We start from the raw sequence: 24,483 nt of genomic DNA on the forward strand, positions 1-24,483 counted from the left end.
TCATATCCATATGGGACCAACGAAGCTCGTCGGGGCAGACCGAGTGCCATGCACCGACTTACGACAAATCAACATTGGATCGCGGATTTGCGCAGTAAAGACAGCTCCGTGGAGCTGCCTCGGAAAACGCCGGATGTTATCACAAGAGCCGCCACGCACCTATCCCCCTGATGCGCATGGAGCATAGTTAGTTGACCGGTGACAGGCTTAACGGGGACGAGAGAGGCTCAGAGCTTCTTTGAATGCAGAATTGGGGCTTGGTTTAGCGATGTTTATTGACATTTAGGACCCCAAACACCTGTAGGAGCTGCCGAAGGCTGCGATCTTTTGATCCTGACCTGTAAAAAGCAAGATCAAAAGATCGCAGCCTTCGGCAGCTCCTACATTGAGCAGGCCAGCATCAATGCAGGCGTTTGCGGCACATCAACTGGGCCATTTTCGCGGTATCCGGGCGCTCGACGATGCCTTTTTCGGTGACAATCGCGTCGATCAGGTCGGCCGGCGTCACGTCAAATACCGGGTTGAACGCTTCAACGTCCGCGCCGACGCGCTTGCCACCCACTTCGAGCAACTCGGCGCCATCACGCTCCTCGATCGGGATGTCGTCACCGCTGGCCAGATTCATGTCGATGGTCGAACTTGGCGCCACCACCATGAAACGCACACCGTGGTGCATGGCGTTGACCGCCAGTTGGTAGGTGCCGATCTTGTTTGCCACGTCACCGTTGGCGGTGATGCGGTCCGCACCGACGATCACCCAGGTCACGCCTTTGGTTTTCATGATGTGCGCAGCGGCGGAGTCGGCATTCAGGGTGACCGGAATGCCTTCGTTGGCCAGTTCCCAAGCGGTCAGGCGCGAACCCTGCAGCCACGGACGGGTTTCATCGGCGTAAACACGCTCGACCATGCCTTCCAGATAAGCCGCGCGAATCACCCCCAGCGCCGTACCGAACCCGCCGGTAGCCAGCGCACCGGTGTTGCAGTGAGTCAGAATCGCCTGCGCATTGCCCTGGTGCTTGCGGATCAGGTCAACGCCGAGCTGGGCCATGGTCAGGTTGGCTTCGCGGTCGCTTTCATGAATGGCAATGGCTTCGGCTTCCAGCGCCGCCAACGGGTCGGCGTTGCCTTTCAGACGATCCAGTCGATCGTGCATACGGCCCAACGCCCAGAACAGATTGACTGCGGTCGGACGAGAATCGGCCAGCAAGGCGAAATCTTCTTCCAGCGCCGCAGCCCAGTCGCCACCTTCGGCCAGACGGGCACGGGCCGCCAGCACAATGCCATAGGCCGCGCTGATGCCGATGGCCGGCGCACCGCGCACCACCATCGAACGAATCGCCTCAGCCACGCCGGCGGCGCTGGTGTAGGCAATCCAGGTTTCCTCGAATGGCAAAATACGCTGATCCAGCAGGTGGAGCGCGCCATCTCGCCAATCGATGGCCTTTACTTTCTCCGCAGCCAACAGTCGATCGCGCATCCCTCACCCCGCACTCATGAACAAAAGCCGCCGATTATAGCGATCCCCCCGCGAAGACGCTCGGGTATACTTCGCCATCCTTTACAAAAGCACTGGAACCGACCCTCGATGCCGAAACCTGCCATTGCGCTCGACTTATTATTGCTGCCGACCTGGCTGGTACCCGTCGAACCTGCAGGCGTTGTGCTCAAGGAGCACGGCCTGGGCATTCGCGACGGTCGCATCGTGTTTATCGGCCCGCGCGCCGAAGCATTGAAGTGTAACGCCACTGAGATCCGGGAATTGCCGGATGTGCTGCTCGCCCCCGGTCTGATCAATGCGCACGGTCACGCGGCGATGACGCTGTTTCGTGGCCTGGCCGATGATTTGCCGCTGATGATCTGGCTGGAAAATCACATCTGGCCGGCCGAGGCCAAGTGGGTCGATGAAGATTTCGTTCGCGATGGGACTGATTTGGCTATCGCCGAGCAGATCAAGGGCGGCATCACCTGTTTTTCGGACATGTATTTCTTCCCGAAAGTCGCCAGCGAGCGTGTGCACAACAGCGGCATTCGCGCGCAGATCGCCATTCCGATCCTTGATTTCCCGATTCCGGGCGCCAGCAGCGCCGATGAAGCCATTCGTCAGGGCGTCGAGTTGTTCGGCGATCTCAAGCACCATGAACGGATCAAGATCACCTTCGGCCCCCATGCACCGTACACCGTCGGCGACGAAAACCTGGAGAAAATCCGCGTGATTGCCGAGGAGCTGGACGCCTCGATCCATATGCACGTGCACGAAACCGCTTTCGAAGTTCAGCAAGCGCTGGAGCAGCGCGGCGAACGTCCGCTCGCGCGCCTCGGTCGTCTCGGCCTGCTTGGCCCGCGCTTCCAGGCCGTGCACATGACCCAGATCAGCGATGACGACCTGGCGTTGCTGGTAGAAAGCAACACCAGCGTGATCCACTGCCCGGAATCGAACCTCAAACTCGCCAGCGGCTTCTGCCCGGTCGAGCGTTTGTGGCAGGCTGGCGTCAACGTGGCCGTTGGCACCGATGGCGCCGCCAGCAATAACGATCTCGATCTGCTCGGCGAAACCCGTACCGCTGCACTCCTAGCCAAAGCCGTCGCCGGCTCGGCCACTGCGCTGGATGCCCATCGAGCACTGCGCATGGCCACGCTGAATGGCGCGCGCGCACTGGGGATCGAGGCGCAAGTCGGCTCGCTGGAAATTGGCAAAGCTGCCGACATCGTCGCTTTCGACCTGTCCGGCCTGGCCCAGCAACCGGTATATGACCCGGTCTCGCAGCTTATATATGCCACCGGTCGCGATTGCGTGAAACACCTGTGGGTCGCTGGCAAGCAACTGCTCGACGACCGCCGCCTGACGCGCATGGACGAAGAGCAACTGGGCGCCACCGCCCGGACCTGGGGCCAGCGCATCAGCGGCCACACCGAATCGTAAACACCTTGGCGCAAACGCCAGGGCTACAGCACTTTTAAAGTTTTAGAGGATTTAACATGAGCAACGTCGACCACGCCGAAATCGCCAAATTCGAAGCCTTGGCCCATCGCTGGTGGGACCGCGAAAGCGAGTTCAAACCACTGCACGACATCAACCCGCTGCGGGTCAACTGGATTGACGAGCGGGTCAATCTGGCCGGCAAGAAAGTCCTCGACGTCGGTTGCGGCGGCGGCATCCTCAGCGAAGCCATGGCGCAACGCGGTGCCACGGTGATGGGCATCGACATGGGCGAAGCGCCGCTGGCGGTCGCGCAACTGCATCAGCTGGAATCCGGCGTCAGCGTTGAGTACCGCCAGATCACCGCCGAAGCTCTGGCCGAAGAAATGCCGGAGCAGTTTGACGTGGTCACGTGCCTGGAAATGCTCGAGCACGTGCCGGATCCGTCGTCAGTGATCCGCGCCTGCTTCCGCATGGTCAAGCCGGGCGGTCAGGTGTTCTTCTCGACCATCAACCGCAACCCGAAGGCGTACCTGTTCGCCATCATCGGCGCTGAATACATCATGAAGTTGCTGCCGCGCGGCACCCACGACTTCAAGAAATTCATCCGCCCGTCCGAGCTCGGCGCCTGGAGCCGCATGGCCGGCCTGACCGTCAAAGACATCATCGGCCTGACCTACAACCCGCTGACCAAGCACTACAAGCTGGCCAGCGACGTTGACGTCAACTACATGATCCAGACCCTGCGCGAGGAGTAAGCCGATGGCGATCAGAGCAGTTCTCTTCGACATGGACGGCACCCTGCTCGACACGGCGCCGGACTTCATCGCCATCTGCCAGGCCATGCGTGCAGATCGCGGCTTGCCGCCGATCAACGACAAGCACATCCGCGACGAGATTTCCGGTGGCGCCAAAGCCATGGTCGCGGTGACGTTTTCGATGGACCCGGAATCGCCGGGCTTCGAAGAACTGCGTCTGGAGTTCCTTGAGCGCTATCTGGTTGGCTGCGCCGTGCACAGCAAACTGTTTGACGGCATGGGTGAACTGCTGGCCGATATCGAAAAGGCCAAGCTGATCTGGGGCGTGGTGACCAACAAGCCACTGCGCTTTGCCGAGCCGATCATGCAGCAACTGGGATTGGCTGAGCGTTCGGCGCTGCTGATCTGCCCGGATCACGTGAAGAACAGCAAGCCGGATCCGGAGCCGTTGATCCTCGCGTGCAAGATGCTTGATCTGGATCCGGCGACGGTGCTGTTTGTCGGCGATGATCTGCGTGATATCGAATCGGGGCGCGATGCCGGTACGAAAACGGCAGCGGTGACGTTCGGCTACATCCACCCGGACGACAACCCGCGGCATTGGGGGGCGGACGTGGTGGTGGATCATCCGTCGGAGCTGCGCAAGGTGCTCGATAGCGCGCTTTGCAGTTGCTGAGACCTGACGCAGAGCGTCATTGGCTGCATTCCCACGCAGAGCGTGGGAACGATCTGACTTGATGAGGTTTTTATGTTTGATTACTCCGCTCGTCCCGAATTGCTCAAGGATCGGGTCATTCTAGTCACCGGTGCCGGTCGTGGCATTGGCGCGGCGGCCGCGAAAACCTACGCCGCCCATGGCGCTACGGTACTGCTGCTGGGCAAGACCGAGGCCAATCTGACGCAGGTGTATGACGAGATCGAAGCTGCCGGACATCCGCAACCGGCGGTGATTCCGTTCAATCTGGAAACCGCCCTGCCCCATCAGTACGATGAGTTGGCCGCGATGATCGAGACCGAGTTCGGCCACCTCGACGGTCTGCTGCACAACGCTTCGATCATCGGTCCACGCACGCCGATCGAACAGTTGTCCGGTGAAAACTTCATGCGCGTGATGCAAGTCAACGTCAACGCCATGTTCATGCTGACCAGCACCCTGCTGCCGCTGCTCAAACTGTCGCAGGATGCCTCGGTGGTGTTCACCTCCAGCAGCGTCGGTCGCAAAGGCCGTGCGTACTGGGGCGCTTATGGCGTATCGAAGTTCGCCACCGAAGGCTTGATGCAAACCCTGGCCGATGAAGTCGACGGTGTCGCGCCGGTACGCTCCAACAGCATCAACCCGGGCGGCACGCGCACCAGCATGCGCGCCCAGGCGTATCCGGGGGAAAACCCGCTGAACAACCCGACGCCGGAGGAGATCATGCCGGTCTACCTGTACCTGATGGGCCCGGACAGCTCGGGCATCAACGGCCAGGCCTTCAACGCGCAATAACTGCCATACGTCGCTTTTGTTGCCGCGGCAGATTCCTGTCGCGGCATGCATTTGCCGCTGGCGACCGTCATATTTCAGTCAATTTTCCAGCACACTCCTCCCCCTTGATCAGCCAACTTATTGATTCAAAACGGTTTAAATAAAACCGAACCGAATGGCACGACTTTCGCTCTAAATTTCCTCAAAGCATGCCGTGTGAAGGCAGTGGGGCAAAGCCGATTTCGATAGCTGACTAATCGTCTTCAGGCAGACTAAACTTACGCCAAATGTCCTACGGGACTGATGGATCAGTATGACGCGCAGCCCATAGCCGCTCTCACCCAGCCTGTAAGACAGACTTACTGCTTTAGGGGCTCACGCCATATGAAATCACCCTCCCAGACCAATGCAATTGACTTTGACAGTGCCAAATTGCAACGCCTGGGCTTTGGTCAGCTGCCTCCCCTTCTGGAGCGACCGGCCAGTCTTGCGCAATTGCGCCAGCAAATGAGCCTGCAACTGCAAACCAGCCTCGAACCGCAACGCATCCTCGGTCTGTTTTTCCGCGAAGTTCAGCGCCTCGTGCCCCTGGACGCGCTCAGCTACGTGCATCAGGGCAGCGACCTGCGCCTGGAATTCGGTGCCCGCGGCCACCACTCGATCAGCTATACCCTGAGCCACGAAGGCGAGCACATGGGCGAACTGGTGTTCCGTCGCAATCAGCGTTTCAACGACACGGAACAAGGTCAGCTGGAGTCGTTACTCTCATCCTTGCTGTACCCGATGCGCAACGCGCTGCTTTATCGCGAGGCGACTCAGAGTGCCCTGCGCGACCCGCTGACCGGCGCCGGTAACCGCATCGCCATGGAGCAAACCCTGCAGCGGGAGATCGATATGTCTCGCCGACATCAACAACCGTTGTCGCTGCTGATGCTCGATATCGACCACTTCAAGCGGGTCAACGACAGCCATGGCCACAGCGCCGGCGATGACGTGCTTAAAGCCATCGCCGCGACAATCAAGGCGCAACTGCGCAACGTCGATATGGTGTTCCGTTACGGTGGCGAAGAGTTTCTGGTGCTGCTGTCCAACACCAGCCGGGAAGCGGCAGCGATGGTCGGCGAACGACTGCGTTATGCGACGCAGGCGGCCGAATACTATGCGGATGGACATTTGATTGAATTGACGGTGAGCCTGGGCTGCTCGACGTTGTTGCCGGGGGAATCGGCCGACAGCTTGCTGCGCCGCGCTGACAGTGCGTTGTATGTGGCCAAGCGTGAAGGTCGCAACCGCCTGGCGATGGCGGGCTAAGCCTTTCAGGCAACACAAAACAGTGTGGGAGCGAGCTTGCTCGCGAATGCGATCTGACATTCAACCATGAGTTGACTGGCATACCGCTTTCGCGAGCAGGCTCGCTCCCACATTGGTTTTGCGTGAAGACGAATATCAGCTCTCGACTACCGCCCTGCGCTCTCGGTTGACCAGCAAGCGTTCCGACGTCTCCAGTTGCATGCAACGCTCCAGAAACAGATACATGTAGTCATAGCTCTTGCAGACGGCCTGACGCAACTCGGCCTGCAAGGCCTTGCTAGGGTTCATCCCGGCCAGGGTGCAGATGATTTCCAGCGCCTCCCACGGATGGGCATCGTCGTACTGGGCATGCATCTTCAACCACTTCATCGCGCGCTTGCGATCCTCTTCGGGAAACGCTGCGGCATACACGCCGGTGGAGCAGACCAGCGCCGACCACTCCCCGGTCGCGCCTTCGATGGCATAGTTGGTGGCCGCGATGGCCACAATCAACGAATCGGCTGAGCTGGTGTGCCAGCACCAATGACTCAAGGCATGCAGTTCGGGCGGCACATGTTGGGCCTGAAGGTCTTCCAGACTGACGCCATGTGCACGACTCCAGTGCACCCAATAATCCGCATGATTGAGTTCGACGCGGATATTGCGCATCAGCCAGCGCCGCGCCATGTCTTCGCCCGGATGCCGGGCAAACCTGGTTTTGGTGAGATTCTGCGCCATGTACAACGCAAACTGCTCAACCACCGGCCAGCCCCCGATCAGGTACTGACGCATGGTTCTGGCGCTGAGTTTGTTATCACGCATGCGCAGGTAAAGTTCATGTTCGACAACCCGGCGCTTGCTCTCGCTGCAATCCTCAATGAGCTGTTGTGCCCAGGCAGGATAACTTGCAGCTTCCATGAGTGGTCCGGTTCGGTTGAATGTGTCGATCACTGTTCGGCTCCTTTTGATTTGTGATTGTAAGGATCGGCGAGAGACTTCAACGGAACGTGCCAGGCGCTTTGAATAACAGCGGTTGCGGTCTGGCGGGCCGACTTTGCAAACTGTCGCAGGTAAACAACTGTGGGCGTTCTATAACATAACCCTGAGCGTAATCCACACCAATTTCAAGCAGGGCCTGCTCGATCTGGGTTGTTTCAACAAACTCGGCAATTGTCTTTTTACCCATGACATGCCCGATGTGATTGATCACTTCGACCATTGCGCGGTTAATCGGGTCGTCCAGCATATCCTTTACGAAACTCCCGTCGATCTTCAGGAAGTCTACAGGCAAATGTTTCAGATAAGCGAATGAAGACATTCCGGCGCAAAAATCATCTAACGAAAAATAGCAACCTAAGTCTTTGAGTTCATTAATAAATCTTATTGCACTGCCCAGATTTGAAATTGCACTGGTTTCTGTAATTTCAAAACAAATCATTTCAGGCGGTATTGCATAGTTAACAAACTGTTCCCGCAGAAAGTGCAAAAACGCGTCATCTCCTATAGTAATGCCTGACAGATTAATCGCACACATTGCTAAAGGTTGTTGATGTTCTTGTGCAATACATTGAGCAATAACCTTAAATACATTCTGAACTACCCAACGATCCAGTTGACTCATCAAACCATAGCGCTCGGCTGCGGGAATGAAACTGTCCGGCAGAATCATCCGCCCGGCTTCATCGTGCAGACGCAGCAGAATCTCGATATGCCCACCGTTGTTGTCACCCGACTTGAGCGGAGCGATTTCCTGGGCGTACAGACAAAAACGGTTTTCTTCCAGGGCCATGTGCAAGCGTTGCACCCAGGCCATCTCACCAAAGCGCAGGGACAGTTCGGAATCGTCAGCGTGATAGACCTGCACGCGGTTACGGCCCTTTTCCTTGGCCATGTAACAGGCCATATCTGCGGCACGCAATGAGGCTTCGAGGGTCGTCGGGATTTGTGCGATATGCACCAGGCCAATGCTCACGGTGGTCAGGAACGGCCGCCCCTTCCAGACAAAGTGCAGATTCTGCACAGTCTGACGCAGCGCCTCGGCAATCTTTTCCGCCGCATCCGGCGCGCAGTTCTCCAGCAAGATGCCGAACTCGTCACCACCCAGTCGCGCCAGCGTATCGCCCTCGCGCAGTCCGGACTGCAGCAGCGTACAAATGTGCCGCAATAACTCATCGCCGGCGGCATGGCCGCAGGTGTCGTTAACCAGTTTGAATTGATCAAGATCGAGGAACATCAGCGCATGCCGCCCGGTATGGCGCGTGAGATTGTGCAGCGCCTGCTCCAGGCGATATTCGAACTCGCGACGGTTAGCCAGCCCGGTCAGCGCGTCATGGGTGGCCTGCCACGACAGATTGGCGATGTATTGCCGTTCCTGGGTCATATCGTGCAAGACCAGCACCGTGCCACTGACCTTTCCGGCATTACGGATCGGCGCGCCGACCAGGGTCACCGACAATGTCGTGCCATCGAGGCGCTGGATCAGCTTCGAGTGCTCGCTGCCGCCACTAAGCTTGCCGCTGAGAATGTGCTCGATCAGGGTCAGCCCTTCGGACTGGGCGTTGTCGTCGAGCAGATTGAACAATGCCGCCAGCGGCAAACCCGCCGCCTGTTCGGCTTTCCAGTGGGTCATGGCTTCAGCGGCCGGGTTCATGTAATCGATAGCGCCGCTGACGTCGGTGGTAATGACGCCATCACCGATCGAATGCAAGGTAACGTGCGCCCGATCCTTCTCCAGTTGCAGCGCCTCGGCAAAGGCATGGCGCTGTTTTAGCAACTTGTGCGTACGCCACAGGGCCAGCACGATCAACCCCAGCGCCGTGGCGAGATTGGTCAACAGCAGCAGCCGCAGGATCATCCGCGAGCCTTCGCCCAAGGCATCGCTGAAGGCTTTCGCAGCCGGAGTCACGCCATCGTTGATGGCGAAAATCCGTGCCTTCCAGTGCTGGATATCAGTGCTGCTGGCACTGTTTTGCGAAATGCTGCGGTGCATCTCCTGCGCCACGTCATCCAGCTCGACCAGGTAGGCGTCACCGACCGTCCAGCGGTCAATTGCGGTTTCCAGATAACTGAAATGGTGGAAGTTGAGGTACAGCCAGATCAGGCTGGAAACGTCGTCCGGGTGGTTACCACCCTTTAGAATGCCTTCGCGCGCCGCGGCCAGATCCGGCGGTTGATGATCCAGCGCCAGACGCAACTGATGCCCGCCTTGCGGCACACCGATCGCAGTGCGGTACTTGAGGAAAATCGCCTCGTCACGGCTGTCGGCGTAGAGATTGAGGTAGTAAATCGCGTCTTTCTGGCCCTTGGACCAGAGGCTTTCACCAGCGACGTAACCGCGAACCGCCGAGAGCACGTAAAGACTCACGCCGCCCAATAACGCTTGAAACAACACGACGGCAATAAATGGCCAGACGATGCCCAACAACCGTGGCGTTCCGAGAGTCCGCTTTTGCTTCATGAGATCCCTTGCGCAAGCACTGCCAGATGAACACCGGAAAATCCCGCTCCTGACAGCTCAGCCTAGGCTAATTTTCGCCAAGTCAAAGGGACAGCTCTGCCGTCCACTAGGTCGATTGTGCAAATGGCGGGACTGTGCGGGAGTTCCGAGTGATTTTACTTAATGCAATTCAAGCACTAAGCACAGAAACCGGCACGAAACTCAAGGGCGCTGGATCTGCTGCAGATGACCATAGAGCTTGGCATACAGGCCACCGTCGGCAATCAACTGCTGATGATCGCCGTCTTCAGCGACCTGGCCACCATCGAACACCAGCACGCGATCAGCCTGTTTCACCGCCGACAGTCGGTGGGCAATGATCAGCGTGGTGCGGCCATTGAGGAAGCGCGCCATGGCCTGGTGCAGGTTGTACTCGGTGGCCGCGTCGAGGGCCGAGGTGGCTTCGTCGAGGATCACGACTTTCGGTTCGGCGAGGATCATCCGCGCGATGGCCAGACGTTGCCGCTGCCCACCGGACAGGCGCACGCCGGAGCGGCCGACGATACTGTCCAGACCATTGGGCAAGGCGCGGATGGTCGCTTCGAGCTGAGCGATTTCCAGCGCCTGCCAGCACGCCTCGTCACTGCGGGTGCGGCCCATGGTCAGGTTGGCGCGCACGGTGTCGTTAAACAGCGCCGGGTGCTGCAACACCACCGCGACGTTTTCGCGAACCGTGTCCAGACCGATTTCCTGCTGGGTCGAACCGCCGAAGCGGATGGTGCCGGACAGTGGCGTATACAGCCCGAGCAGCAATTGCACGAGGGTACTTTTGCCGCCGCCACTGGCGCCGACAATCGCGACTTTTTCACCGGGAGCAATCGACAGATTCAGCTGATCCAGCACTAGGTCATCGCCGTAGCCGAAGCTCAGGCCCTGTACCTGAATACCTACGGTGTCACGGCCCTTGAACGGATCGACACCGCCGGGATATTGCGGCTCATCGGCGCGCGCCAGCAGTTCGTTGATCCGCGCCAGCGCCCCGCCCGCCGCGTAATAGGCGTATTGCAGATTGAGCAGTTGCTCGACCGGGCCGATCATGAACCACAGGTAACTGAACACCGCGAGCATCTGGCCGATCGACAGGTCGGAGAACAACACCGTGAGCATCGCCGCCGCGCGGAAGATGTCGATACCGAACTGGAACAACAAACCGCTGGCACGGTTGGAAGCGTCGGTTTTCCACTGCGAGTTGACCGCGTAGTTGCGCACTTCCTGCGCCCGCAGACCGAGCCGCCCGAGGAAGAAACCCTGACGGTTGCCGGCACGGATCTCCTGAATCGCATCAAGGGTTTCGCTCAACGCCTGGGTGAAGCGCGAGGTGCTGTCGTTCTCGAGTTTCTTCAGGTGTTTGACGCGTTTGCCCAACTGCACCGTGGCGTAGATCACCAGCGGGTTGAACAGCAGAATCAGCAGCGCCAGTTTCCAGTGCATCCACAGCAGGATGCTCGCGGTGCCGACCAGCGTCAGCATCGCCACCAGAAAGCGACTGAGGGTTTCGCCGACGAATTTGTCGAGGGTATCCAGATCAGTGACCAGGTGCGTCGTTACTGTGCCGCTACCAAGGCTTTCGTATTCGCCGAGGGAAATCCGCTTGAGGCGTTCGATCAAACGCACGCGGATACGGTAGACGATGTCCTTGGCCAGCCGTGCAAACAGCCGCGACTGCAACACGCCGAAGCACAGCGAACTGCAACGCAGGGTAAGGGTCACCAGCAGCATCAGGCCTATATAGCCGGCCGCTTGCTGCCACATCGTCGGCAGCACATGGTTCATGACTTTCAGCGCGGCATCGCCATGGCCGAGAAGGACTTCGTCCACTAGCAATGGCAGCAGCAATGGGATCGGCACGCTGCACAGCGTCGCCAGCACAGCCACGCCGTTGGCAATCCATAGGGATTTTTTGTGAGTGAGTGCCAGTCGCCGGACTTCTGCCCAGCTCAGCCGGTCGACACGCTTTACGGCTGGCGTGTCATCGGCCAGGTCAGGCACAGGCGGCGCGCTCCAGCCAGCGGCCGAGCAATGGCGACAGTTCGCTGAGCGGTTGATAGCCATTGGTCAGCAGCGCCAGTTGGCCATTGCGTTCGGCGAGCAGGGTCGGGAAACCGGCGATGCCCAGATCTTGCACCCAACTGAAATCGGCCTGAGTGGCTTTGTGTTGATCGGCATGATCGAACAACGCCGCGAACTCGATGCGCGGCACACCCGCCTGCTCCGCCAACTCGACCAGTACACTGGCTTGGGTGACATCGCGGCCTTCAGCGTAAAACGCCTGCTGGATCAGCCCGACCAACTTCCACGCGCAATCCGGCGCCAGACTGCGCGCCGTGACGATTGCGCGGCAGGCAGGCTCAGTGTCGTAGACAAAACCGTCGGGCAACGCGCCGTCAAATTTGAACGGCTGGCCGGTGGCCTCGGTGACCGCTTGCCAATGTTCAAGAATGTAGCGACGCGTGGTCGGCTCCAGCGCCGAGCCGCTGCCGGTGCGCAAACCACCGACCACCAGATGCAACTCCACCCCGGCTGCTTGCGCCTGCTCGACCAATGCCTTGGCCACCGGAGCAAAACCCCAGCACCACGAACACATCGGATCCATCACATAGAGCAGGCGCGCAGACATGGTTAAGCCTCGGTGGATGCTTGCTTGTAGTTGTAGCCGATCGGGTGCGGCTGGTTACGCGCCTTGGCCAGTTCGATCTGTTTCTGCCGATCGATGGCGCTGCGGCGGGTTTTCTCGCTCAACGTGTCCCAGCAATGCGGGCAGCTGATGCCGGCAACGTAATGCTCGCTGGTGCGATCTTCAACGCTGACCGGTATGCGGCAGGCATGACATTGATCGTAGTCGCCTTCGCTGAGGTCGTGACGCACGGTCACGCGGTTGTCGAACACGAAGCAGTCGCCCTGCCACTTGGTTTCTTCCTGCGGCACCTCTTCGAGGTACTTCAGGATGCCACCCTTGAGGTGGTAAACCTCTTCGAAACCCTCGCCGAGCATGTAGCTCGAAGCTTTCTCGCAGCGAATGCCACCGGTGCAGAACATTGCGACCTTCTTGTGCACGGCCGGGTCGAAGTGTTCTTTGATGTAGTCGGGGAATTCGCGAAAACTGGTGGTTTTCGGATCGATGGCGCCTTCGAAAGTGCCGATCGATACTTCGTAATCGTTACGGGTGTCGATCAACAGCACTTCCGGGTCACTGATCAGCGCGTTCCAGTCTTGCGGATCAACGTAGGTGCCGACCTTTTTGTTCGGGTCGACGCCTTCGACACCGAGGGTGACGATCTCTTTCTTCAGTTTGACCTTGGTGCGATAGAACGGCTGCTCGTCGCAGTACGACTCTTTGTGATCGATGTCGATCATGCGTGGGTCGTTCTTCAGCCAGGCGAGCAGACCGTCGATGCCTTCGCGAGTGCCGGACACCGTGCCGTTGATGCCTTCTTCGGCGATCAGCAGGGTGCCTTTGATCTGGTTGTCGACCATCGCTTGCAGCAGCGGCTCGCGCAGGTTGACGTAATCTTCGAGGGTGACGAACTTATACAGTGCCGCCACGACAATCGGTTGTGTCATGGGTATTTCTCCAGGTGGCTACCCTCGCAAAGGGTGAACCGGATTCAAAAAAAACGCGCCGGGTGAGCGGCGCGTTGCGGATTCTAGCAAAAAACCGAAGCTTAATGCTTACTGCCGCCAGCACAGGTCGGCGATGCCGGAGCGGCGCCGATCTCTGCCCATTCCTGCGGGGTGTAGGTGTGCAGCGCCAACGCATGGAACTCGCCCATCAGCTCACCGAGCGTGCCGTAGACTTTCTGGTGGCGCTTGACCCGGTTCAGGCCGTCGAACTGCGCGCTGACCACTACGGCCTTGAAGTGCGTCTGCAACCCGCGACTGTGCATGTGGCTTTCATCCAGCACTTGCAGGTGCTCAGGCCGAAGCAGGGCCAGCGTCGATTCGATGCGTTGTTGCATGGTCATCACGAACTCCGCTTACTTCTTCTTGGCCGGCGCAGCAGCGCTTTTCGGGTCCAGCTCTTTGGTCATGTCGTCGAGCAGCTTGTTGACGACAGGCACGGCGCTTTCCAGTTTGGCCTGGGTCATCTGGGCCGATTGCTGAGTCAGCTGCGGCATTTTTTCCAGGACTTTCTTGCCCAGTGGCGACTTGTAGAACGCGACCAGATCTTTCAGCTCGGATTCGCTGAAGTTGCTGGTGTAAAGCTTGACCATGTCAGGCTTGAGCTTGTTCCAGCCGATGGCCTGGTCCAGGGCGGCGTTGGCCTTGGCCTGGTAGGTTTCCAGAACGGCTTTCTTGGCTTCCGGGGCTTTGGTCTGTTCAAAACGCTGAGCGAACATTTGCTGCACTTGCATGTACACCGGAGTGCCCAGCTTGTCAGCGTGCGCCAGGGTCAGGAAAGCTTCAGCACTGGCGTTGTGGCTGGCGGTATCGGCAAGCACCTGGCCGCTGGCGCAAACCAGTGCAACCGCGGTGCAGATGGCACGAAGACGAGTCATCGAGTTTCCTTTTCAGCTAGGCGAGGTAAAACCCCAAGGGCGACCATTCTGCGCCTAAAAAACCTCGTGGCTCAACCCCCGAGCCTTGCCGTGCTTGATTGGCCGGGTTTTACCGGTCAACAATCGGTTCGAGGGAACCACCACGGCCGATGCCGGCCTAAACTGCGCAAACAGACCAACAGGAGTGTGCACGATGAGCCGTATCGAAACCGACAGCCTGGGCCAGATCGAAGTCCCGGACGACGCCTACTGGGGTGCTCAGACGCAACGCTCGCTGATCAACTTCGCCATTGGTCAGGAACGCATGCCGCTGCCGGTACTGCACGCTCTGGCCCTGATCAAGAAAGCCGCTGCACGAGTCAACGACCGTAACGGCGATTTGCCCGCCGACATCGCCCGCCTGATCGAGCAAGCTGCCGACGAAGTGCTCGACGGCCAGCACGACGACCAGTTTCCGCTCGTCGTGTGGCAGACCGGCAGCGGCACGCAGAGCAATATGAACGTCAACGAGGTGATTGCCGGGCGCGCCAACGAGCTGGCCGGTAATCCGCGCGGCGGCAAGACGCCGGTGCACCCGAACGATCACGTCAACCGCTCGCAAAGCTCCAACGACTGCTTCCCTACCGCCATGAGCATTGCCACCGCCCAGGCTGTGCAGGAACAACTGCTGCCGGCGATCGCCGAGCTGTCCGGTGGTCTCGCCGAACTGGCGGCGCGGCACATGAAACTGGTGAAGACCGGTCGTACGCACATGATGGACGCGACACCGATCACCTTTGGCCAAGAGCTTTCCGGTTTTATCGCGCAGCTGGATTACGCCGAACGCGCAATCCGCGCTGCATTGCCAGCGGTGTGTGAACTGGCTCAGGGCGGCACCGCGGTCGGCACCGGGCTGAATTCGCCGCATGGTTTTGGTGAGGCGATTGCTGCAGAACTGGCGGCGCTGTCCGGCCTGCCCTTCGTCACCGCGCCGAACAAGTTCGCCGCCCTCGCCGGCCACGAACCGCTGACCAGCCTGTCCGGTGCGCTGAAAACCCTCGCCGTGGCGCTGATGAAAATCGCCAACGACCTGCGCCTGCTCGGCTCCGGTCCCCGCGCAGGTTTTGCCGAGGTGCGGCTGCCGGCGAATGAGCCGGGCAGTTCGATCATGCCGGGCAAGGTCAACCCGACCCAGTGCGAAGCGCTGTCGATGCTCGCCTGTCAGGTACTGGGCAATGACGTAACTATCGGCATTGCCGCGAGTCAGGGTCACTTGCAGTTGAACGTGTTCAAACCGGTGATCATCCACAACCTGCTGCAATCGATTCGCCTGCTCGCCGATGGCTGCAGCAACTTCCAGCAGCACTGCATTGCCGGGCTGGAACCAGATGCCGAAGTCATGGCCAGACATCTGGAACGAGGGCTGATGCTGGTGACGGCACTGAATCCGCATATTGGTTATGACAAGTCGGCGGAGATCGCCAAGAAGGCTTACAGCGAAGGGCTGACTTTGCGTGAGGCGGCGTTGGCGTTGGGCTATCTGACGGATGAAGAGTTTGATGCGTGGGTGCGGCCGGAGAATATGATCGAGGCTGGCGCCAAGGGCTAAACAGCAAAAGATCGCAGCCTGCGGCAGCTCCTACATTGGAATGCGTCCTCTGTAGGAGCTGCCGCAGGCTGCGATCTTTTGATCTTCAAGCCATACGCATGCGCCGCGCCTTGAGCCCGGCAATCAACGAAGGCCCCAACGCCACCAGCGCCGAACCCAACACCACTAACACCGCCCCGCCATAGCCAAGCCCATTGATCTGCTCGGCATGCACATAGTCCGGCCAGATCCCAGCCGCAATGGCCACTGCGCCAAAGGTCACCAACGGCGTGATCGCCAACGTCGCACTGACCCGCGACGCCTCCCAATGCGCCAGCGCTTCAGCGAACGCGCCATAGGCAATCAGCGTGTTCATACAGCACGCCAGCAGCAGCCAGCCCTGTAACGGGCTGAGGTTAAGCGCTTCGAGCGGATGCACCCACGGCGTCAGCAACAGTGCGCAGAACAGGTAGATCACCATCATCACCTGCAACGAATTCCATACCGTCAGCAATTGCTTCTGGCCCAGCGCATAGAAGGTCCACACCGTCGACGCCAACAGCACCAGCAAAACCCCGGCGGTGTAATCCGACAACGAGGTCAGCAGCTCCGCCAGACGCTGATTGAAAAACAGCACGAAACCGATCAACAGCACCGCCAACCCGATTCCCTGACCAATACTGAAACGCTCCTTGAACACAAACAGACTGGCGATCAACAACATGATCGGGCCCATCTGCACCACCAGTTGCGCGGTGCCGGGGCTGAGCAGATTGAGCCCCATCAGGTACAACACATAGTTGCCGACCAGCCCGAGCACCGCCATCAGCACCAGCCAACCGCCCCTGGGACCCAGCACTTTGCGACTGGGCAGACGTTTCACCGCCGTCAGATAGATGAACAGACAGCCACCGGACACCAGCAGACGAAACCAGGTCACCGTGACCGGGTCCATCACCAGCAACAGCTGTTTGAGCTTGATCGGCAGGATGCCCCACAGAAACGCGGTCAGCAGCGCCAGGAACAAGCCGTACACCCAGCGACCCGATGAAATGTGCATGGAAACCCCAAAGCCTGCTGACAAGTGCGCTCATTCTAGGCGCGCCATTAACCGACACACAGGGACAGTTAAGGTCAGGACGTGAATGAAACTGTGCAGGTCGCAGCATTAAATTGACGTCGTGCCGTTGATCGGCTGCACAGGCGCGCCAAATGCTTCAGGCATAAGCTCATTGGATCCCTTCCAGCACATCCGCCAAGGAGACCGATCATGTTAGCAATGCGCGCCCAGGACCCAGCACCTGCTACGCACTTTCGCAGCGACCGGGTGTGTCGGGTCAATGGTGAACTTTATTTCAGTACACGGGAAAATACCCTTGAGGGGCCGTTTGAGAGTGCCGTACAGATTGAGAAGGAAATCCAGGCTTACATCGCGCGGATGCAAGGACTGAATTCCAGTCGTTAAGCGGTAGTGATCCAATCGCTGGCAAGCCAGCTCCCACAGGATTAGTGGCGTACACAATTTGTGCGACCGCTACGAAACCTGTGGGAGCTGGCTTGCCAGCGATAGCAATGGAACAGACAACAAAAATGCTCTGGCTTAGCTAACCGCCTCAAACAACCCGGTCGCGCCCATCCCGCCACCCACGCACATGGTGACAATGCCATAACGCAAATTACGCCGCTGCAACTCCCGCACCAGATGCCCGACCTGCCGCGACCCGGTCATACCAAACGGGTGACCAATGGAAATCGAGCCGCCATTGACGTTGTATTTCTCATTATCGATCTCCAGCCGATCCCGGCTGTACAGGCACTGCGAAGCAAACGCCTCGTTCAGTTCCCACAGATCGATATCCGCCACCTGCAAGCCTTTGGCTTTGAGCAGCTTCGGCACCGAGAAAACCGGGCCGATGCCCATTTCGTCCGGCTCGCAACCGGCCACGGTGAAGCCGCGAAAAAATGCTTTCGGCTTGAGGCCCAACTGCAAGGCTTTCTCCAGGCTCATCACCAGCGTCATCGACGCACCGTCGGACAGCTGCGACGAGTTGCCCGCCGTGACCGAACCATCCTCAGCAAACACCGGTTTCAACCCGGCGAGACTTTCATAGGTGGTGTCCGGGCGATTGCAGTCGTCGCGATCAACCACACCGTCGAGAATCTGCAATTCACCGGTGTTTTTGTCCTCGACGCGGTACTTCACCGCCATCGGCACGATTTCATCGTTGAACAGTCCCGCAGCCTGCGCCTGAGCGGTGCGGATCTGGCTCTGCAATGAATAGCGATCCTGCGCTTCACGGCTGACGCCATAACGCCGCGCGACCACTTCGGCGGTCTGGCCCATCGTGTAGTAGATGCCCGGCGTTTGCTGTTTGAGCAACGGGTTGATCAGGTGATCGGTGTTGACGCTTTTCATCGTCAGGCTGATCGACTCGACGCCGCCGGCAACGATGATGTCGCTGCAACCCGAGGCAATCTGGTTGGCAGCAATCGCAATCGCCTGCAAGCCCGATGAACAGAAACGGTTGAGGGTCATGCCGGCGGTGCCGGTGCCCAAACGCGACAGCACCGCGACGTTACGGCCGATGTTGTAACCCTGCGCGCCTTCGTTGGAGCCGGCGCCGACGATGCAATCCTCGACGCTGGCCGGATCGATGTCGTTGCGCTCAAGCAGCGCGTTGACGCAATGGGCCGCCATATCATCGGGGCGGGTCTGGTTGAACTTGCCGCGAAAGGATTTGGCCAGGCCAGTCCGCACGCTGTCGACGATCACCACTTCACGCATGGCATACCTCATTGTTTTAGTCGGTTGAGAGTGGACCGAGCATAAGTCCACCGCATCAACCACCGCGACAATCATTCACCCCGCGTATGCGCGTCTATCGGCTCAGTCCTTGTGTTTCTTCGCGTGCTTGTCGGATTTCTCGAAGGCCTCTTCCAGTGCACGGTTGATCGTGCGCAACACCTTCACCCGAGCCCAGCGCTTGTCATTGGCCTCGATCAGCGTCCATGGCGAGATTTCCGAGCTGGTGCGGTCGACCATATCGCCGACGGCAGCGCGATAGGCGTCCCACTTGTCGCGGTTGCGCCAGTCGTCTTCGGTGATCTTGAAGCGTTTGAAGGGGATCGCTTCGCGCGCCTGAAATCGCTCCATCTGCGTGTCTTTATCAATCGCCAGCCAGAACTTGACGACGATCACTCCGGCGTCGGACAGCTGCTCTTCAAAATCGTTGATTTCGCCGTAGGCACGCAACCAGTCGGCCGGCGTGCAGAAGCCCTCAATCCGCTCTACCAGCACCCGGCCGTACCAAGAGCGGTCGAACACGGTGAACTTGCCGCGCGCCGGAATGTGCCGCCAAAAGCGCCACAAGTACGGCTGAGCGCGCTCCTCCTCAGTCGGTGCGGCGATCGGCACGATGTTGTATTGCCGTGGATCGAGCGCCGCCGCGACCCGACGGATCGCCCCGCCCTTGCCGGCGGCATCGTTGCCTTCGAACACCGCCACCAGGGCGTGGCGGCGCATGCGTTTGTCGCGCATCAGCCCAGACAAGCGCGCCTGCTCGGTGATCAGTTGTTCTTCGTAGTCTTTCTTCTCCAGACGCTGGGTCAGGTCGAGGCTGTCGAGCAGGTTCAACTGATCGACCGGCGTGCCCAACGGCGCGGCGCTGACATCGTGCGGATGCACGTCCGGACGCTTCAGCGCATTTTGCAAACCTTCGAGGAGAATCTTGCCGACCGCCAGGCTGCGATAGTTGGCGTCGGCGCCTTCGATCACATGCCACGGCGCGTAATCGCGACTGGTACGGCGCAGCACGCGCTCGCCGTATTTGACGAACTTGTCGTAGGTTTCCGATTGCTGCCAGTCCAGCGGGCTGATGCGCCAGCTGTGCAGCGGGTCATCAGCCAGCGCCTTGAGCCGGGCCTTCATCTGTTTTTTGGACAGGTGAAACCAGAATTTGAAAATCAGTGCGCCTTCATCGCAGAGCATCTTTTCCAGACGCTCGGCGCCGGCGATCGCCTGATCCAGACGCGGATCCTTGAACAGGCCCTGCACCCGCCCCTGCAGCATCTGGCTGTACCAGTTGCCGAAAAAAATGCCCATGCGCCCCTTGGCCGGGAGCATTCGCCAGTAGCGCCACGCCGGAGGCCGTGACAACTCCTCATCGGTCTGCTGATCGAAGGTGCGCACTTCGATCAGGCGCGGGTCCATCCACTCGTTGAGCAACTTGACCGTCTCGCCCTTGCCCGCGCCTTCAATGCCGTTGATCAAGATGATCACCGGAAAACGCTTCTGCTGCTGCAGTTCGAACTGAGCTTCGAGCAAGGCTTCACGCAATGCCGGGACGGCCGCATCAAAGGTGTCTTTGTCGATGGCGTGACCGATTTCAGCGGATTCAAACATGGGACGGCTCCTTCCAGGATTCAGCAAGACTAGCGGATTGGGCACAGCAGCGGCGCAGAAATTCCCGCGGCTGGCGGATTGTCCGTGAGTCAACGGGCGCAAGCCTTGCCATGGATCAAGCAGCCCCTGCGCGATCGGCTAGAATGGCCGCCTTGTCGTTGCCGAGCCTGCCATGAAACCTGTATTGCCCCACGCCCAACTCGATTGGGATGACCACGGACGCCCGCGTTCGCGGGTGTTCGATGACGTCTACTTTTCCGATCAGTCGGGGCTGGAAGAAACTCGTTACGTGTTCCTCGAACAGAACCGCCTGGCCGAGCGTTTTGCCGCGCTGCCGGCGGGTGGGCGACTGGTCATCGGTGAAACCGGTTTTGGCACCGGGCTGAATTTTCTCTGCGCCTGGCAGTTGTTCGAGCAACACGCCATGGCGGGTGCGCGCCTGCATTTCGTCAGCGTCGAAAAATACCCGCTGAGCCCCGCCGACCTGAAACGTGCCTTGGCCCTGTGGCCGGAACTCAAGCCGCTGGCCGATCAGTTGCTACGGCATTACGTGGCGATCCATGCCGGCTTTCAGCGCATCACCCTGGCCCACGGCCGCGTGACGCTGACGCTGTTGATCGGCGATGCCCTGGAACAACTGCCGCAGCTCGACGCGCAGATTGATGCGTGGTTTCTCGACGGTTTCGCCCCGGCAAAAAACCCCGACATGTGGACTGCCGAACTGTTTGTCGAGCTGGCGCGACTGGCAGCGCCCGGCTCAACCATCAGCACCTTCACCAGTACCGGTTGGGTCCGCCGTTTGCTCAACGCCGCCGGGTTCAAAATGAAGCGCACGCCGGGCATCGGTCACAAGTGGGAAATCCTCCGTGGCGAGTTTCTCGGCTGGCCGGCGGAAGTGACGCCGCCGACACCGGAAAAACCCTGGTTCGCTCGTCCTGCACCGATCGCGGCTGAACGTCGAGCGCTGGTGATTGGCGCCGGTCTCGCCGGCTGCGCCACCGCGTCCAGCCTGGCCGCACGTGGCTGGCAGGTGACGTTGCTCGAACGCCATGCGGCGCTGGCGCAAGAAGCCTCGGGCAATCCGCAGGGCGTGCTGTACCTGAAATTGTCTGCCCACGGCACGGCACTGTCGCAACTGATCGTCAGCGGTTTCGGTTACACCCGACGCCTGCTGGAAACCCTGCAACGCGGCACCGACTGGGACGCTTGCGGCGTGCTGCAACTGGCGTTCAATACCAAGGAAGCCGAGCGTCACGCCCAGTTGGCCGAAGCCTTCCCGGAAGACCTGTTGCAGTGGCTGGATCAGCCCGAGGCGCAGGCCCGTGCCGGAGTCGGTCTGGCCCATGGCGGCTTGTACTATCCCGAAGGCGGTTGGGTGCATCCGCCGGCGCTGTGTCAGGCGCAAGCGGCGCAGGCGAACATCGAACTGCTCAACCATTGCCAAGCACTGCAACTGCGCAGGGTCGATGACCAGTGGCAAGCCCTCGACGGTGACCGCTTGCTCGCCAGCGCGCCGGTCGTGGTGTTGGCCGGTGCCGCCGACATCAAATGTTTTGCGCAGAGCGCCGAGTTACCGCTCAAGCGCATTCGCGGGCAGATCACCCGTCTCGCCGAAACTGCAGAAAGCCAGGCACTGGCCACTGTGGTCTGCGCCGAAGGCTACGTCGCGCCTGCCCGTCTGGGCGAACATACCCTCGGCGCCAGTTTCGACTTCAACAGCGATGACCTGACGCCGACCACCGCCGAACACGTGGGCAATCTGGCGATGCTCGAAGAGATCTCAAGCGATCTGGTTACGCGTCTGCACATCAGCGAACAGCCCGTCGAAAATCTTCAGGGCCGCGCAGCCTTCCGCTGCACCAGCCCTGACTATTTGCCGATTGTCGGCCCCCTCGCCGACCGCGAAGCGTTCCTCGACACCTACTCGGTGCTGAGCAAAGACGCCCGCCAAGTGCCGGACATCGCCTGCCCTTGGCTGGACGGTTTATACGTCAACAGCGGCCACGGCTCACGCGGACTGATCACCGCGCCATTGTCCGGCGAACTGCTCGCTGCGTGGCTGGACAACGAACCGCTACCGCTGCCACGCAGTGTCGCCGAAGCCTGTCACCCCAACCGCTTTGCATTACGTCGGTTGATTCGCGGCAAATGAACTGAAGACCACGGGCCATGACGGTGGCCCACTGGTCTGACGGCGCCGCTTATAACTTATCGTTCTAAAACTCCCACAACCGCACCGGGTCAGTTTCTGAGTACCGGCCATTTTGGCCGCTGAAGAAACACCCTCCCCAACGGAAAAACCGGTAAGGACTTTATGTGCGGATTAGCTGGCGAGTTACGTTTTGATCAACAACCTGCAGACCTTGCAGCGATCGAGAGAATCACCCATCACCTGGCCCCTCGCGGCCCCGACGCGTGGGGTTTCCATGCCCAAGGGCCGATTGCCCTGGGTCACCGTCGCCTGAAAATCATGGACCTGTCGGACGGCTCGGCGCAGCCGATGATCGACAGCCAGTTGGGCTTGTCCCTGGCCTTCAACGGCGCGATCTACAACTTCCCGGAACTGCGTGCCGAACTTGAAGCGCTGGGTTACGCCTTCTACTCCGGTGGCGACACCGAAGTGCTGCTCAAGGGCTACCACGCCTGGGGCGAAGCGCTGCTGCCGAAGCTCAATGGCATGTTCGCGTTTGCCATTTGGGAACGCGACGCCAAACGCCTGTTCATCGCTCGCGACCGTCTCGGCGTGAAGCCGTTGTACCTGTCGCGCACCGGTCAGCGTTTGCGCTTTGCTTCGGCCTTGCCGGCGCTGCTCAAGGGCGGCGACATCAACCCGATCCTCGATCCGGTGGCGCTCAATCATTACCTGAATTTCCATGCCGTGGTCCCCGCGCCACGCACCCTGCTGGCCGGCATCGAAAAACTGCCACCGGCGACCTGGATGCGCGTTGAAGCCGATGGCACCACCGAACAGAAAACCTGGTGGACGCTGCCTTACGGCCCACACGATGATGAGAAAAATCTGACCCTCGAAGATTGGGTTGATCGCGTCCTCGACAGCACCCGCGAAGCGGTGGCGATTCGTCAACGCGCGGCAGTAGATGTCGGTGTACTGCTGTCCGGCGGCGTCGATTCGAGCATGCTCGTCGGCCTGTTGCGTGAAGTCGGCGTCGACAACCTTTCGACCTTTTCCATCGGTTTCCAGGATGCCGGCGGCGAACGCGGTGACGAATTCCAATACTCGGATCTGATCGCCAAACACTACGGCACTCAGCATCATCAACTGCGCATCGACGAGAAAGAGATCATCGAGCAATTGCCCGCCGCGTTCCGCGCGATGAGCGAGCCGATGGTCAGCCATGACTGCATCGCCTTCTATCTACTGTCGCGCGAAGTGGCCAAGCACTGCAAAGTGGTGCAGAGCGGCCAGGGTGCTGACGAGTTGTTCGCCGGTTATCACTGGTATCCGCAAGTCGACGGTGCGGCGGATCCGTACGCGGCGTATCGCAATGCGTTTTTCGACCGCAGCTACGATGACTACGCCGCCACCGTGCAGCCGAAATGGCTGACCGCGAACGATGCCGCAGGCGACTTTGTGAGAGAACATTTCGCCCAGCCCGGCGCCGATGCGGCGGTGGACAAAGCCTTGCGTCTGGACAGCACGGTGATGCTGGTCGATGACCCGGTCAAACGCGTCGACAACATGACCATGGCCTGGGGTCTGGAGGCGCGTACGCCGTTTCTCGACTATCGACTGGTAGAACTCTCGGCCCGAGTGCCTGGCCAATTCAAGCTGCCTGACGGCGGCAAACAAGTGCTCAAAGAAGCCGCGCGCCGAGTCATCCCGAGTGAGGTGATCGACCGTAAAAAAGGCTACTTCCCGGTGCCGGGCCTCAAGCATTTGCAGGGCGACACGCTGAACTGGGTGCGCGAACTGCTGCTCGATCCGAGTCAGGATCGCGGTCTGTTCAACCCGGCCATGCTCGACAAATTGCTAACCGATCCGCAAGGCCAACTGACGCCGTTGCGCGGTTCGAAGTTGTGGCAACTGGCTGCCCTGAACCTGTGGCTCAGTGAACAAGGAATCTGATT

At 59.7% G+C, this 24,483-nt stretch carries 20 protein-coding genes; 9 read left to right on the top strand and 11 right to left on the bottom strand.

Annotated features, from left to right (window positions below; all coding sequences use genetic code 11):
• Positions 1-400: 400 nt before the first annotated feature.
• On the bottom strand, positions 401-1,477 hold the full coding sequence (gene mtnA / locus J0G10_RS21830) for an S-methyl-5-thioribose-1-phosphate isomerase (protein ID WP_095048565.1): 1,077 nt from the start codon (positions 1,475-1,477) through the stop codon (positions 401-403).
• A 108-nt stretch (positions 1,478-1,585) separates the two neighbouring features.
• Between mtnA and J0G10_RS21835 the strand changes: the two genes are divergently transcribed.
• From J0G10_RS21835 to J0G10_RS21855, 5 genes are all read left to right on the top strand, one after another.
• Positions 1,586-2,920 carry a TRZ/ATZ family hydrolase gene (locus J0G10_RS21835; RefSeq protein WP_220556684.1) on the top strand — a complete coding sequence of 445 codons (1,335 nt, stop codon included), beginning with the start codon at positions 1,586-1,588 and terminating at the stop codon, positions 2,918-2,920.
• Between the two features lie 56 nt (positions 2,921-2,976).
• Positions 2,977-3,675, top strand: a complete 699-nt coding sequence (ubiG, locus tag J0G10_RS21840) for a bifunctional 2-polyprenyl-6-hydroxyphenol methylase/3-demethylubiquinol 3-O-methyltransferase UbiG (protein ID WP_093435309.1) — start codon at positions 2,977-2,979, stop codon at positions 3,673-3,675.
• A 4-nt stretch (positions 3,676-3,679) separates the two neighbouring features.
• Positions 3,680-4,351: an N-acetylmuramic acid 6-phosphate phosphatase MupP gene (mupP, locus tag J0G10_RS21845; RefSeq protein WP_093435311.1), complete on the top strand. Its 672-nt coding sequence runs from the start codon at positions 3,680-3,682 to the stop codon at positions 4,349-4,351.
• 72 nt (positions 4,352-4,423) lie between these two features.
• The gene (locus J0G10_RS21850; protein WP_095125179.1) at positions 4,424-5,164 is read left to right on the top strand and encodes a YciK family oxidoreductase; all 741 of its coding nucleotides are present in this window, start codon (positions 4,424-4,426) and stop codon (positions 5,162-5,164) included.
• Positions 5,165-5,527: 363 nt separating this feature from the next.
• Positions 5,528-6,454, top strand: a complete 927-nt coding sequence (locus J0G10_RS21855; protein WP_220556685.1) for a GGDEF domain-containing protein — start codon at positions 5,528-5,530, stop codon at positions 6,452-6,454.
• Between the two features lie 135 nt (positions 6,455-6,589).
• Here J0G10_RS21855 and J0G10_RS21860 read toward each other — a convergent pair whose 3' ends face one another.
• The 7 genes from J0G10_RS21860 to J0G10_RS21890 all read right to left on the bottom strand — a co-directional run bounded on the left by J0G10_RS21860 (position 6,590) and on the right by J0G10_RS21890 (position 14,425).
• On the bottom strand, positions 6,590-7,351 hold the full coding sequence (locus J0G10_RS21860; protein WP_371857736.1) for a TenA family transcriptional regulator: 762 nt from the start codon (positions 7,349-7,351) through the stop codon (positions 6,590-6,592).
• A 79-nt stretch (positions 7,352-7,430) separates the two neighbouring features.
• Entirely contained in the window at positions 7,431-9,890 is a 2,460-nt protein-coding gene (locus J0G10_RS21865) for an EAL domain-containing protein (RefSeq protein ID WP_220556686.1), read from the bottom strand.
• Positions 9,891-10,091: 201 nt separating this feature from the next.
• Entirely contained in the window at positions 10,092-11,918 is a 1,827-nt protein-coding gene (locus tag J0G10_RS21870; protein WP_095048572.1) for an ABC transporter ATP-binding protein, read from the bottom strand.
• A complete protein-coding gene (locus J0G10_RS21875) occupies positions 11,911-12,513 on the bottom strand; it encodes a DsbA family protein (RefSeq protein WP_177409247.1) in 603 nt (200 codons plus the stop codon). The genes J0G10_RS21870 and J0G10_RS21875 overlap by 8 nt, the downstream gene beginning before the upstream one ends.
• Positions 12,514-12,548: 35 nt before the next feature.
• Positions 12,549-13,490 (bottom strand): oxygen-dependent tRNA uridine(34) hydroxylase TrhO, encoded by a 942-nt coding sequence (trhO, locus tag J0G10_RS21880; protein ID WP_220556687.1) that lies wholly within the window; start codon positions 13,488-13,490, stop codon positions 12,549-12,551.
• Between the two features lie 101 nt (positions 13,491-13,591).
• On the bottom strand, positions 13,592-13,891 hold the full coding sequence (locus tag J0G10_RS21885; protein WP_220556688.1) for a BolA family protein: 300 nt from the start codon (positions 13,889-13,891) through the stop codon (positions 13,592-13,594).
• 12 nt (positions 13,892-13,903) lie between these two features.
• Positions 13,904-14,425 carry a DUF2059 domain-containing protein gene (locus J0G10_RS21890; RefSeq protein ID WP_095048575.1) on the bottom strand — a complete coding sequence of 174 codons (522 nt, stop codon included), beginning with the start codon at positions 14,423-14,425 and terminating at the stop codon, positions 13,904-13,906.
• Between the two features lie 193 nt (positions 14,426-14,618).
• On the opposite strand from J0G10_RS21890, the gene J0G10_RS21895 reads away from it, so the two are divergent.
• Entirely contained in the window at positions 14,619-16,013 is a 1,395-nt protein-coding gene (locus tag J0G10_RS21895) for a class II fumarate hydratase (protein ID WP_007908383.1), read from the top strand.
• Positions 16,014-16,098: 85 nt separating this feature from the next.
• Here J0G10_RS21895 and J0G10_RS21900 read toward each other — a convergent pair whose 3' ends face one another.
• Positions 16,099-17,052, bottom strand: coding sequence for a DMT family transporter (locus J0G10_RS21900; RefSeq protein WP_220556689.1), 954 nt, complete (start codon positions 17,050-17,052; stop codon positions 16,099-16,101).
• 210 nt (positions 17,053-17,262) lie between these two features.
• Here J0G10_RS21900 and J0G10_RS21905 point away from each other — a divergent pair, with 210 nt between their 5' ends.
• On the top strand, positions 17,263-17,457 hold the full coding sequence (locus J0G10_RS21905; RefSeq protein WP_095125185.1) for a DUF6316 family protein: 195 nt from the start codon (positions 17,263-17,265) through the stop codon (positions 17,455-17,457).
• A gap of 135 nt (positions 17,458-17,592) precedes the next feature.
• Here J0G10_RS21905 and J0G10_RS21910 read toward each other — a convergent pair whose 3' ends face one another.
• Positions 17,593-18,777 (bottom strand): thiolase family protein, encoded by a 1,185-nt coding sequence (locus tag J0G10_RS21910; protein WP_220556690.1) that lies wholly within the window; start codon positions 18,775-18,777, stop codon positions 17,593-17,595.
• Between the two features lie 102 nt (positions 18,778-18,879).
• The gene (gene pap / locus J0G10_RS21915) at positions 18,880-20,394 is read right to left on the bottom strand and encodes a polyphosphate:AMP phosphotransferase (protein ID WP_220556691.1); all 1,515 of its coding nucleotides are present in this window, start codon (positions 20,392-20,394) and stop codon (positions 18,880-18,882) included.
• A gap of 172 nt (positions 20,395-20,566) precedes the next feature.
• Here pap and mnmC point away from each other — a divergent pair, with 172 nt between their 5' ends.
• Both mnmC and J0G10_RS21925 read left to right on the top strand, forming a co-directional pair.
• Entirely contained in the window at positions 20,567-22,546 is a 1,980-nt protein-coding gene (gene mnmC / locus J0G10_RS21920) for a bifunctional tRNA (5-methylaminomethyl-2-thiouridine)(34)-methyltransferase MnmD/FAD-dependent 5-carboxymethylaminomethyl-2-thiouridine(34) oxidoreductase MnmC (RefSeq protein WP_220556692.1), read from the top strand.
• A gap of 162 nt (positions 22,547-22,708) precedes the next feature.
• Entirely contained in the window at positions 22,709-24,481 is a 1,773-nt protein-coding gene (locus J0G10_RS21925; RefSeq protein WP_220556693.1) for an N-acetylglutaminylglutamine amidotransferase, read from the top strand.
• The last annotated feature ends 2 nt before the right edge of the window (positions 24,482-24,483 follow it).

The organism is Pseudomonas germanica (genome assembly GCF_019614655.1).
GTDB classification, from domain to species: Bacteria; Pseudomonadota; Gammaproteobacteria; order Pseudomonadales; family Pseudomonadaceae; genus Aquipseudomonas; species Aquipseudomonas neuropathica.

Excerpts from the sequence above, each read along its gene's own strand:
- mtnA (WP_095048565.1), bottom strand. The coding sequence starts at position 1,477 with ATGCGCGATCGACTGTTGGCTGCGGAGAAAGTAAAGGCCATCGATTGG.
- J0G10_RS21835 (WP_220556684.1), top strand. The coding sequence starts at position 1,586 with ATGCCGAAACCTGCCATTGCGCTCGACTTATTATTGCTGCCGACCTGG.
- ubiG (WP_093435309.1), top strand. The coding sequence starts at position 2,977 with ATGAGCAACGTCGACCACGCCGAAATCGCCAAATTCGAAGCCTTGGCC.
- mupP (WP_093435311.1), top strand. The coding sequence starts at position 3,680 with ATGGCGATCAGAGCAGTTCTCTTCGACATGGACGGCACCCTGCTCGAC.
- J0G10_RS21850 (WP_095125179.1), top strand. The coding sequence starts at position 4,424 with ATGTTTGATTACTCCGCTCGTCCCGAATTGCTCAAGGATCGGGTCATT.
- J0G10_RS21855 (WP_220556685.1), top strand. The coding sequence starts at position 5,528 with ATGAAATCACCCTCCCAGACCAATGCAATTGACTTTGACAGTGCCAAA.
- J0G10_RS21860 (WP_371857736.1), bottom strand. The coding sequence starts at position 7,351 with ATGGAAGCTGCAAGTTATCCTGCCTGGGCACAACAGCTCATTGAGGAT.
- J0G10_RS21865 (WP_220556686.1), bottom strand. The coding sequence starts at position 9,890 with ATGAAGCAAAAGCGGACTCTCGGAACGCCACGGTTGTTGGGCATCGTC.
- J0G10_RS21875 (WP_177409247.1), bottom strand. The coding sequence starts at position 12,513 with ATGTGTTCGTGGTGCTGGGGTTTTGCTCCGGTGGCCAAGGCATTGGTC.
- trhO (WP_220556687.1), bottom strand. The coding sequence starts at position 13,490 with ATGACACAACCGATTGTCGTGGCGGCACTGTATAAGTTCGTCACCCTC.
- J0G10_RS21885 (WP_220556688.1), bottom strand. The coding sequence starts at position 13,891 with ATGACCATGCAACAACGCATCGAATCGACGCTGGCCCTGCTTCGGCCT.
- J0G10_RS21890 (WP_095048575.1), bottom strand. The coding sequence starts at position 14,425 with ATGACTCGTCTTCGTGCCATCTGCACCGCGGTTGCACTGGTTTGCGCC.
- J0G10_RS21895 (WP_007908383.1), top strand. The coding sequence starts at position 14,619 with ATGAGCCGTATCGAAACCGACAGCCTGGGCCAGATCGAAGTCCCGGAC.
- J0G10_RS21900 (WP_220556689.1), bottom strand. The coding sequence starts at position 17,052 with ATGCACATTTCATCGGGTCGCTGGGTGTACGGCTTGTTCCTGGCGCTG.
- J0G10_RS21905 (WP_095125185.1), top strand. The coding sequence starts at position 17,263 with ATGTTAGCAATGCGCGCCCAGGACCCAGCACCTGCTACGCACTTTCGC.
- J0G10_RS21910 (WP_220556690.1), bottom strand. The coding sequence starts at position 18,777 with ATGCGTGAAGTGGTGATCGTCGACAGCGTGCGGACTGGCCTGGCCAAA.
- pap (WP_220556691.1), bottom strand. The coding sequence starts at position 20,394 with ATGTTTGAATCCGCTGAAATCGGTCACGCCATCGACAAAGACACCTTT.
- mnmC (WP_220556692.1), top strand. The coding sequence starts at position 20,567 with ATGAAACCTGTATTGCCCCACGCCCAACTCGATTGGGATGACCACGGA.
- J0G10_RS21925 (WP_220556693.1), top strand. The coding sequence starts at position 22,709 with ATGTGCGGATTAGCTGGCGAGTTACGTTTTGATCAACAACCTGCAGAC.